Consider the following 10,396-nt stretch of genomic DNA (forward strand, 5'->3'; position numbering starts at 1 on the left):
CATATGCCAGTAGAAATTCTCATGCCCGCCCTGTCTCCGACGATGGAGGAGGGCACGCTGTCCAAGTGGCTCAAGAACGAGGGCGACGCCGTCAAGTCCGGCGACGTGATCGCCGAGATCGAGACCGACAAGGCGACCATGGAGGTCGAAGCCGTCGACGAGGGCGTGATCGGCAAGATCCTGATCCCGGCCGGCAGCGAGGCCGTGAAGGTCAACACGCCGATCGCCGTGCTGCTGCAGGACGGCGAGAGCGCCGACGCGATGGCCGCACCCAAGGCGGCGGAAAAGCAGCCCGAGGCCGCGACGCCGAAGGTCGAGGAGGCCGAGAAGCCGACCCAGCAGGGTTCCGCCTCCGCACCGGTCCCGGCCGCGCCGAAGGGCGAGGTCGCCGCCGATCCGGACATCCCGGCCGGCACGGAGATGGTCGCGACCACGGTGCGCGAGGCGCTGCGCGACGCCATGGCGGAGGAGATGCGCCGCGACGGCGACGTCTTCGTCATGGGCGAGGAGGTGGCCGAGTACCAGGGCGCCTACAAGATCACGCAGGGGCTGCTGCAGGAATTCGGCGCCCGCCGGGTCATCGACACGCCGATCACCGAGCACGGCTTTGCCGGCGTCGGCGTCGGTGCGGCGATGACGGGGCTGAAGCCGATCGTCGAGTTCATGACCTTCAACTTCGCCATGCAGGCGGTCGACCAGATCGTCAACTCGGCGGCGAAGACCCTCTACATGTCGGGCGGCCAGATGGGCGCGCCGATCGTCTTCCGCGGCCCGAGCGGGGCTGCGGCCCGCGTGGCCGCCCAGCATTCGCAGTGCTACGCCGCCTGGTACAGCCATATTCCGGGCCTCAAGGTGGTCATGCCCTATACGGCGGCGGACGCGAAGGGCCTGCTCAAGGCCGCCATCCGCGATCCGAACCCGGTGATCTTCCTCGAGAACGAGATCCTCTACGGCCAGAGCTTCGACGTGCCGAAGCTCGACGACTTCGTGCTGCCGATCGGCAAGGCGCGCATCCACAGGGAGGGCAGCGACGCCACGCTCGTCTCCTTCGGCATCGGCATGACCTATGCGGTCAAGGCGGCGGCCGAGCTGGAGAAGGAGGGCATCGACGTCGAGGTGATCGACCTCCGGACAATCCGGCCGATGGACCTGCCGACCGTCATCGAATCGGTGAAGCGGACCGGGCGCCTCGTCACCGTGGAGGAAGGCTTCCCGCAGTCGTCGGTCGGCGATTTCATCGCCAACAGCGTCCAGCGCGAGGCCTTCGACTATCTCGACGCGCCGGTCATCACCGTCGCCGGCAAGGACGTGCCGATGCCCTATGCCGCCAATCTGGAGAAGCTGGCATTGCCGAACGTGGGCGAGGTCGTGCAGGCCGTGAAGGCCGTCTGCTACAAATAAGGGGAGGGCTTCCAAAATGCCGATCAACATCACGATGCCCGCCCTTTCGCCGACGATGGAAGAGGGCAACCTCGCCAAGTGGCTGGTCAAGGAAGGCGATACGGTGAAGTCCGGCGACGTGATCGCCGAGATCGAGACCGACAAGGCGACGATGGAAGTCGAAGCCGTCGACGAGGGCACGGTCGCAAAGATCGTCGTCCCCGCCGGTTCCGAAGGCGTGAAGGTCAACACGGTGATCGCCGTGCTGGCCGCCGAGGGCGAGGACGTTTCCGCCGCCGCCTCGGGCGGGGGAGCGGAAAAGGCCCCCTCATCCGGCCCTTCGGGCCACCTTCTCCCCGAGGGGGAGAAGGAGAAGGCACCCGCCGCCCCGCACGTTTCCCCCTCTCTCCAGCGGGGAGAGGGTGGCGCGAAAGGGCCGGGTGAGGGGGGCGCCGCACCCGCCGGCGACCGCGTCTTCTCCTCGCCGCTCGCCCGCCGCCTGGCGAAGGAAGCCGGGCTCGACATTTCCGCGATCTCCGGCTCCGGCCCGCACGGCCGCGTCGTCAAGAGCGACGTCGAGAAGGCCGCCGCGTCCGGCGGCGCGAAGCCGGCGGCAGCTCCCGCCGCAGCGGCCGCCCCGGCGCCCGGCGCGGCCAAGGGTGCCTCCGACGATGCGGTGCTGAAGCTGTTCGAGCCGGGCTCCTACGAGCTCGTGCCGCATGACGGCATGCGCAAGACGATCGCCAAGCGCCTGCAGGAATCCAAGCAGACGATCCCGCATTTCTACGTCTCGGTCGACGTCGAACTCGACGCGCTGCTCGCGCTGCGCGGCCAGATCAACGCCGCCGCGCCCGAGAAGGACGGCAAGCCGACCTACAAGGTCTCGGTCAACGACATGGTGATCAAGGCGCTGGCGCTCGCGCTCCGGGACGTTCCGGACGCCAACGTCTCCTGGACCGACACGAACATGGTCAAGCACAGGCATTCGGACGTCGGCGTCGCCGTGTCGATCCCGGGCGGCCTGATCACGCCGATCATCCGCAAGGCGGAGACGAAGACGCTGTCGGCCATCTCCAACGAGATGAAGGATTTCGCCAAGCGCGCCAAGGAGCGCAAGCTGAAGCCCGAGGAATACCAGGGCGGCACGACGGCGGTCTCCAACATGGGCATGATGGGCGTCAAGGATTTCGCCGCCGTCGTCAACCCGCCGCATGCGACGATCCTCGCCGTCGGCGCGGGCGAGCAGCGCGTCGTGGTCAAGAAGGGCGAGATCGCCATCGTCAACGCGATGACGGTGACGCTGTCCACCGACCACCGCTGCGTCGACGGCGCGCTGGGCGCCGAACTGCTCGGCGCCTTCAAGCGCTACATCGAGGATCCGATGGCGATGCTCGTCTGACAGCGGGGCCGGCCATGAAAACCGTCCTCTGCTACGGCGACTCGCTCACCTGGGGCTACAACGCCGAAACGCTCGACCGGCACGCCTTCGAGGACCGCTGGCCGAGCGTGCTGGCGAAGGCGCTGGGGCCCGGGGTCACGGTGATCGCGGAGGGGCTCAACGGCCGGACGACCGCCTATGACGACCATCTGGCGGACTGCGACCGCAACGGCGCGCGCATCCTGCCGACGGTCCTGCACAGCCACGATCCGCTCGACCTCGTCATCCTGCTGCTGGGCGCCAACGACATGAAGCCGACGATCTGCGGCACGGCCTTCGGCGCGGTGCAGGGAATGGAGCGGCTGGTGGAGCTCGTGCGCCATCACGCATGGTCGTTCGGCGCCGGGGAGGGGCCGGAGATCCTCGTCGTCTCGCCGCCGCCGCTCTGCGAGACGGCGAACACGGCCTTCGCCGCGATGTTTTCCGGCGGCGTCGAGCAGTCGGCGATGCTGGCGACGCTCTATGCGGACCTCGCCGACGAGACGGGCTGCGGCTTCTTCGATGCGGGCTCGGTCGCGCGCACCACGCCGCTCGACGGCGTGCATCTCGACGCCGAGAACACGCGGGCGATTGGCCGCGGGCTGGAGCCGGTCGTGCGCATGATGCTTGGACTTTGATCGGGATCAAGGAGGAGAAGGGGCGGCGGGCTAGGCTGGGATCATCAATCGAGAGAAGGAGATGACCCATGTCGAACACGCCGCACGAACTGGCCGAGGAATTTCCGGAACATGTCGCGAAGATGCGCCACCTGCGCGAGATCGACGGGCATTTCCACCGGATAACGGAAGAATACCATGCGGTGAACAAGGCCATCCACCGCGCCGAGACGAACATCGAGCCGGTCGACGACTTCCGCATGGCGGACATGCGCAAGGAGCGGATGCGGCTCAAGGACGAAATCTACGGAATGCTCACGCGGCACGAGACGGTCGAAGAGCTTCCCTGAGGGGCGGGTCCCGCTCCTCGCCGCGGCCGCCGCCCATCGCGGCCGGTCGCGGCAAGCACGAGCAACAGAGGAGTGGAAGCGCTCATGTCGAATGCCTATGACGTCATCATCATCGGATCGGGCCCGGGCGGCTATATCGCGGCGATCCGCGCCGCCCAGCTCGGCCTGAAGACCGCCATCGTCGAGCGCGAGCACCTTGCCGGCATCTGCTCCAACTGGGGCTGCATCCCGACCAAGGCGCTGCTGCGCTCCGCCGAGATCTTCCACTACGCCAAGCATCCGGGCGACTACGGCGTGAAGATCGAGGGCGCGGTGACGCCGGACCTCAAGGCCATCGTCGCCCGCTCGCGCGGCATCGCGCAGCGCATGAACGGCGGCGTCGGCTTCCTGTTGAAGAAGAACAAGGTCGACGTCATCTGGGGCGAGGCGAAGCTCACGAAGCCCGGCGAGATCGTCGTCTCCAAGACGGCGAAGGCCATCCAGCAGCCGCAGGCGCCGCTGCCGAAGACCGTCCTTCCCGAGGGCACCTACACCGCCAAGCACATCGTCGTCGCCACCGGGGCGCGGCCGCGCGCGCTGCCGGGCATCGAGCCGGACGGCAAGCTGATCTGGACCTATTTCGAGGCGATGAAGCCGGAGGCGCTGCCGAAGTCGCTGCTCGTCATGGGCTCGGGCGCGATCGGCATCGAGTTCGCCTCCTTCTACCGCACGCTCGGCGTCGAGGTGACGGTGGTCGAGGTCATGTCGCAGGTCATGCCGGTCGAGGACGCGGAGATCTCCGCGCTCGCCAGGAAGCAGTTCGAGAAGCAGGGCATGAAGATCCTGCTCGAGGCCAAGGTCTCCAAGGTGGAGAAGGGGGCGAATTCCGTCACCGCCCATGTCGAGACCAAGGACGGCAAGGTCGAGAAGATCACCGCCGACCGGCTGATCTCCGCCGTCGGCGTGCAGGCGAACATCGAGAACATCGGTCTCGAAGCGCTCGGCGTGAAGACCGACCGCGGCTTCATCGCCATCGACGGCTACGGCAAGACCAACGTGCCGGGCCTCTACGCGATCGGCGACGTCGCCGGCCCGCCGATGCTCGCCCACAAGGCCGAGCACGAGGCCGTCATCTGCATCGAGAAGATCGCCGGCCTGCCGAACGTCCATCCGATGGACAAGTCGAAGATCCCCGGCTGCACCTATTGCCATCCGCAGGTCGCCTCGGTCGGGCTCACGGAGGCCAAGGCGAAGGAGCAGGGCCGCGACATCCGCGTCGGCCGCTTCCCCTTCGTCGCCAACGGCAAGGCGATCGCGCTCGGCGAGGACCAGGGCCTCGTCAAGACGATCTTCGACAGGAAGACCGGAGAGCTCCTCGGCGCCCATCTCGTCGGCGCGGAAGTGACCGAGCTCATCCAGGGCTTCGTCGTCGCCATGAACCTGGAGACGACCGAGGAGGAGCTGATGCACACGGTCTTCCCGCATCCGACGATCTCGGAGACGCTGAAGGAAAGCGTGCTCGACGCCTACGGGCGTGCACTGAACGCTTGAACGTGCTAAAGCCCGCCTCCACATGAGGCAGGCTTTCGGAACCTCGGTCCGCAAGACAGGCGGCAGGAGCCTGCCAGGAAAGCAGAATCGACATGGTCACCATTCTCGACCGCACCAACCTCACGCCCGACAGCCAGCGGGTGCGCCATCCGGAGAAGGCCCATCGGCCGGACACGGAAGTGCTGCGCAAGCCGGAGTGGATCCGCGTCAAGGCGCCGGTCTCCAAGGGCTATCAGGAGACGCGCGACCTCGTGCGCTCCCACAAGCTGGTGACGGTGTGCGAGGAGGCGGGCTGCCCGAACATCGGCGAGTGCTGGGACAAGAAGCACGCGACCTTCATGATCATGGGCGAGATCTGTACGCGCGCCTGCGCCTTCTGCAACGTGGCGACGGGCAAGCCGAACGCACTCGACCAGGAGGAGCCGGAGAACGTCGCCAAGGCGGTGAAGCAGATGGGCCTGTCGCATGTCGTCATCACCTCGGTCGACCGCGACGATCTCGACGACGGCGGGGCGGAGCATTTCGAGAAGGTGATCTTCGCCATCCGCGCGGCCTCGCCGCAGACGACGATCGAGATCCTCACCCCCGACTTCCTCAAGAAGCCGGGCGCGCTGGAGCGCGTCGTCGCCGCCAAGCCCGACGTGTTCAACCACAATCTGGAGACCGTGCCGGGCAACTACCTGACGGTCCGCCCCGGCGCGCGCTACTTCCACTCCGTCCGCCTCCTGCAGCGCGTCAAGGAGCTGGACCCGACCATGTTCACCAAGTCGGGCATCATGGTGGGGCTCGGCGAGGAGCGCAACGAGGTGCTCCAGCTCATGGACGACCTCAGGACCGCCGACGTCGATTTCCTGACGATCGGCCAGTATCTCCAGCCGACGAGGAAGCATCACAAGGTCGACCGCTTCGTGACGCCGGAGGAGTTCAAGTCCTACGAGACGGTCGCCTATACCAAGGGCTTCCTGATGGTCTCCTCCAGCCCGCTGACGCGCTCCTCGCACCATGCGGGCGACGATTTCGCGCGGCTGAGAGCGGCACGCGAGCGCAAGTTGCTGGCCGCCGCGGAATAGACATCCGCCGGGCGATGCTTTAAGCCCCGCCGTCCCGCAGGACGGCGGGGCTTTTGCATGAGGAGAATCGCGATGACGGTGTTCCTGACGCCGGAAGAGGCGGCGGCCCGGCTCGGGACGGCGGAGCGGGTGCTGGTGATCGGCTGCTCGGGCAGCGGCAAGAGCACGCTCTCGCGCCGGCTGGGCGAAAGCCTCGGCCTTCCCTGCGTCTCGATGGACCGCGAGGTCTTCTGGATGCCCGGCTGGCGAATGCGGCCCAGGGCCGAGGCGCTCGACCGGCTGAGGGAGATCGTCGCAAGGGAGCGCTGGATCATCGACGGCACGAGCCCCGGCACGCTGCCGCTGCGCCTGCCGCGCAGCCATCTCGTGCTGTGGCTCCGCCCGCCGCGCATCGTCTCGCTCTGCGGCGTCGTCTCGCGCTGGCTGCGCCATCGCGGCCGCACGCGCCCGGACATGGCGGACGGCTGCCCGGAGAAGATCGACTGCGAATTCCTCTCCTATGTCTGGACCTTCGAGAAGACGCAAAGCCCGCAGATCGAGGCCAATCTGGCGGCCCACGGCGCCGGCGTGCCGGTTTGCGTGTTGAAATCGCGCGCCGAGGCGCGTCGCCTACTTGCCATTGCCGGGCGGGAATATTAGCTCTCGGCCCATGCCCCAGTTCGAGACCCGCAGGCCCGTCCCCCACAGCGCCGATCAGATGTTCGCCCTCGTCGCCGACGTGGAGCGCTATCCGGAATTCCTGCCGCTGTGCGAGGCGCTTTCCGTGCGCTCGCGCAGGGAGCGCGACGACAAGGTGCTGCTGGTCGCCGACATGACGGTCGGCTACAAGGCGATCCGCGAGACCTTCACCACGCAGGTGCTGCTCGACCGGAGCACGCGCACCATCGACGTGAAATACATCGACGGGCCGTTCCGCTTCCTCGACAACCGCTGGCGCTTCGAGGCGCTGCCGGACGGCACCTCGATGGTGCATTTCTTCATCGACTACGAGTTCAAGAGCCGCATCCTCGGCGCGCTCATGGGCTCGATGTTCGACCGCGCCTTCCGCATGTTCACGGAAGCCTTCGAGAAGCGCGCGGCGGCGATCTACGCCCCGCCGGGATCGGCGGCATAGGTTCAGTCCGCCGCGTTCGACAGTTCCACCAGCATTTCCAGGGCGGTGCGTATCGTCGCAAGCCGCACGGCGCTGCGGCCGAGGTCGCCGTAGCGCATTTCCCGGTGCAGCGTCCGGTGCCCCTTGCGGGCGGCGGCGAGGTGGACGAGGCCGACCGGCTTTTCCGGCGAGCCGCCGCCGGGCCCGGCGATGCCGGTGACGGCGACGGAGACGCTCGCCCGCGAACGGCGGAGCGCGCCCTCGGCCATCTCGATCGCGGTCGGGCGCGAGACGGCGCCGTGCGCCCTCAGGGTCCCGGCGGAGACGCCGATCATCTCCTCCTTGGCCGCGTTGGAATAGGTGACGAAGCCGCGGTCGAAGACCGCGGAGGAGCCGGCGATCTCGGTGATGGCGCCGGCGATCAGGCCCGCCGTGCAGGATTCGGCGGTGGCGATCGTCAGCCCGCGCGCGGCGAAGCCGGCGACGATGGCGCGGGCTGTCTGCTCGATGTCGGCCGGCCAGATGCTCATGCGTCGGTCCCCCTGTAGACGACGGTCGCCGTGGCGATGGCGGCGATCCCCTCGCGTCGCCCGACGAAGCCGATCCTCTCGTTCGTCGTCGCCTTGACGGAACAGCGGTCCATCGAAAGGCCGAGCATCTCGGAAAGGTTCCGCCGCATCGTCTCGCGGTGCGGCCCGATCTTGGGCGCCTCGGCGATCAGCGACACGTCGGCGTTCATGATCGTGCCGCCCCTTTCGCGGACGAGTGCAGCGGCATGTTCGAGGAAGATGCGGGAGGCCGCCCCCTTCCACTGCGGGTCGGAGGGCGGGAAATGGTCGCCGATGTCGCCGGCCCCGCAGGTGGCGAGCAGGGCGTCCGTCAGCGCATGCAGCGCGACGTCGGCGTCGGAATGGCCGGAGAGCGCCTGCTCGTGCGGGATGAAGACGCCGCAGAGCGTCACCCCGTCGCCGTCGACGAGCTGGTGCACGTCGTAGCCGTTGCCGGTGCGCACGTCGGGCAGGGCGGAGGAAAGCCGCTGGTCGGCCATGGCGATGTCCTTCTGCAGGGTGAGTTTCACGTTGCCGGCGCTGCCCTCGACCAGTTGCACGCGCACGCCCGCCCACTCGGCGATGGCCGCGTCGTCGGTGAAGTCGCCGCGCCCCGAGGCGGCCGCGCGCCGATGTGCCTCCAGGATGGTCGGGTAGCGGAAGGACTGCGGGGTCTGGGCGGCGAAGAGGCCGGCGCGCGACACGGTCTCGGCGACATGGCCGTTGGCGTCGGCGCGCTTCAGCGTGTCGGCGACGGCGACGACCGGCAGCACGGCCTCGGCCCCTGTGCGGAAGGCGGCGAGCGTGCGCTCCAGGATCGCCGGCTCCACGAAGGGCCGCACCGCGTCCTGGATGAGGACGTGGCTGATGCCGCTTGCGGCAAGCGCTTCCAGCCCCGCCAGCACCGATTGCTGCCGCGTCGCCCCGCCGTGGACGACGGAGAGCCGGTCGCAGTCGGGCCGCGCCGAGGCGAACAGCGCCTCGTCGTCGGGATGGATGACGGCGACGATATGGCAGGCCGGCGACCAGGCGAGGAAGAGGTCGAGCGTGTGGGCGATGACCGGCCGTCCGCCGATGCGGCGATACTGCTTCGGCCCCTCGGCATGGGCGCCGGCGCGTTCGCCGCGGCCCGCCGCCACGATCACCACGCCGCAGGATATGGCGTTCTCCCCCTGCATTTCGGTCTGCCCAACTCCCGTTCAAAGCGTTTCGGCGTGGTTTAGCCGGAAGGTCGGCGCAATACCAGCCGCCTTGCGAAAATTGGCCGGGCGCGCGAATACGGCTTGGCAAGGCCGGCAATGATGTCTAAAAATAGTGCAGAGACTTGTCCTGCTTGAAAGATGAGCATTTGCCGATTCCCGATCTGTCCGCGCCGCTTTCCGTCGGCGGCAGCGCCTTGCGAAACCGGGTCGTGCTGGCCCCCATGTCGGGCGTCACCGACCTGCCGTTCCGCGATCTCGCCTGGCGTTTCGGCGCGGGCCTCGTCGTCACAGAGATGGTGGCGAGCCGCGAGCTGGCGCTGAACGCGCGCGAGAGCTGGGCGCGCATCCGCAATTGCGGCATCCGCCCGCACATGGTGCAACTCGCCGGCCGCGAGGCGCACTGGATGGCCGAGGCCGCGCGCATCGCCGAGGGCGAGGGCGCCGACATCGTCGACATCAACATGGGCTGCCCGGCCAAGAAGGTGATCGGCGGCTATTCCGGCTCGGCGCTGATGCGCGATCCCGATCACGCGCTGTCGCTGATCGAGGCGACGGTGAAGGCGGTGAAGGTGCCCGTGAGCGTGAAGATGCGGCTCGGCTGGGACCATGCGTCGATCAACGCGCCGGAGATCGCCGCGCGCGCCGAGGCCGCGGGCGCCGCCATGATCACCGTGCACGGACGCACGCGCATGCAGTTCTACGAGGGCCGGGCCGACTGGCAGGCGATCCGCGCCGTGCGCGAGGCGATCTCCGTGCCGCTCGTCGCCAACGGCGACGTCGACACGCCGGAGGACGCGCGGGAAATCCTCCGCCGCTCCGGCGCGGACGCGGTGATGGTCGGCCGGGCGGCGCAGGGGCGGCCGTGGCATCCGGCGGTGCTGGCGGGCGCGTGCGCCCATCCGCGCACGCCGGAGATCGCCGCGGTTGCCGTCGAGCACTACCGCATGATGCTCGACTTCTACGGCGCCGAGGCGGGCCTGCGCCATGCGCGAAAGCATCTCGGCTGGTACCTGGAGCGGTTTTCGCAGGATCTTCCGGCCGCGGCGAAGGCGGAGATCATGACGGCGCGCGACGGCGCCTTCGTGGCCGACCGGCTTGCCGCCGCGCTCGGCGCGCGCGGACGGGAGGCAGCCTAATGGTTTTGTCAAGCTGCATGTTTGAAGTTTGGGCTGAAGGGGGTTCTTGTCTG

11 protein-coding genes are annotated in these 10,396 nt (G+C 68.4%); 9 read left to right on the forward strand and 2 right to left on the reverse strand.

Annotation, left to right across the window (positions count from 1 at the left end):
* Nucleotides 1–3 precede the first annotated feature (3 nt).
* The 8 genes from NNZ72_RS07365 (at nucleotide 4) to NNZ72_RS07400 (ending at nucleotide 7,478) form a co-directional block, all read left to right on the forward strand.
* On the forward strand, nucleotides 4–1,401 hold the full coding sequence (locus tag NNZ72_RS07365) for a pyruvate dehydrogenase complex E1 component subunit beta (protein ID WP_257314520.1): 1,398 nt from the start codon (nucleotides 4–6) through the stop codon (nucleotides 1,399–1,401).
* Between the two features lie 16 nt (nucleotides 1,402–1,417).
* Entirely contained in the window at nucleotides 1,418–2,779 is a 1,362-nt protein-coding gene (locus NNZ72_RS07370) for a pyruvate dehydrogenase complex dihydrolipoamide acetyltransferase (protein ID WP_257314522.1), read from the forward strand.
* 14 nt (nucleotides 2,780–2,793) lie between these two features.
* Nucleotides 2,794–3,435 (forward strand): SGNH/GDSL hydrolase family protein, encoded by a 642-nt coding sequence (locus NNZ72_RS07375; RefSeq protein ID WP_257314523.1) that lies wholly within the window; start codon nucleotides 2,794–2,796, stop codon nucleotides 3,433–3,435.
* A gap of 68 nt (nucleotides 3,436–3,503) precedes the next feature.
* Nucleotides 3,504–3,764 carry an HP1242/YdcH family protein gene (locus NNZ72_RS07380; protein WP_257314524.1) on the forward strand — a complete coding sequence of 87 codons (261 nt, stop codon included), beginning with the start codon at nucleotides 3,504–3,506 and terminating at the stop codon, nucleotides 3,762–3,764.
* Nucleotides 3,765–3,848: 84 nt separating this feature from the next.
* Nucleotides 3,849–5,294 (forward strand): dihydrolipoyl dehydrogenase, encoded by a 1,446-nt coding sequence (gene lpdA, locus NNZ72_RS07385; RefSeq protein WP_257314525.1) that lies wholly within the window; start codon nucleotides 3,849–3,851, stop codon nucleotides 5,292–5,294.
* A gap of 92 nt (nucleotides 5,295–5,386) precedes the next feature.
* Nucleotides 5,387–6,364, forward strand: coding sequence for a lipoyl synthase (gene lipA, locus NNZ72_RS07390; protein ID WP_257314526.1), 978 nt, complete (start codon nucleotides 5,387–5,389; stop codon nucleotides 6,362–6,364).
* A 72-nt stretch (nucleotides 6,365–6,436) separates the two neighbouring features.
* The gene (locus NNZ72_RS07395; protein WP_257314527.1) at nucleotides 6,437–7,003 is read left to right on the forward strand and encodes a P-loop NTPase family protein; all 567 of its coding nucleotides are present in this window, start codon (nucleotides 6,437–6,439) and stop codon (nucleotides 7,001–7,003) included.
* A 10-nt stretch (nucleotides 7,004–7,013) separates the two neighbouring features.
* Nucleotides 7,014–7,478 (forward strand): type II toxin-antitoxin system RatA family toxin, encoded by a 465-nt coding sequence (locus NNZ72_RS07400; protein WP_257314528.1) that lies wholly within the window; start codon nucleotides 7,014–7,016, stop codon nucleotides 7,476–7,478.
* A 2-nt stretch (nucleotides 7,479–7,480) separates the two neighbouring features.
* Here NNZ72_RS07400 and NNZ72_RS07405 read toward each other — a convergent pair whose 3' ends face one another.
* Nucleotides 7,481–7,987, reverse strand: a complete 507-nt coding sequence (locus tag NNZ72_RS07405) for a CinA family protein (protein ID WP_257314530.1) — start codon at nucleotides 7,985–7,987, stop codon at nucleotides 7,481–7,483.
* Complete coding sequence (locus tag NNZ72_RS07410; protein WP_257314532.1) at nucleotides 7,984–9,183, reverse strand: bifunctional 2-C-methyl-D-erythritol 4-phosphate cytidylyltransferase/2-C-methyl-D-erythritol 2,4-cyclodiphosphate synthase; 1,200 nt, start codon at nucleotides 9,181–9,183, stop codon at nucleotides 7,984–7,986. Before NNZ72_RS07410 ends, NNZ72_RS07405 begins: the two co-directional genes overlap by 4 nt.
* Nucleotides 9,184–9,329: 146 nt before the next feature.
* On the opposite strand from NNZ72_RS07410, the gene dusB reads away from it, so the two are divergent.
* Entirely contained in the window at nucleotides 9,330–10,343 is a 1,014-nt protein-coding gene (dusB, locus tag NNZ72_RS07415; protein ID WP_257314533.1) for a tRNA dihydrouridine synthase DusB, read from the forward strand.
* Nucleotides 10,344–10,396: the final 53 nt, after the last annotated feature.

Origin of the sequence: Shinella pollutisoli (genome assembly GCF_024609765.1) — a bacterium.
Taxonomy (GTDB): Bacteria; Pseudomonadota; Alphaproteobacteria; order Rhizobiales; family Rhizobiaceae; genus Shinella; species Shinella pollutisoli.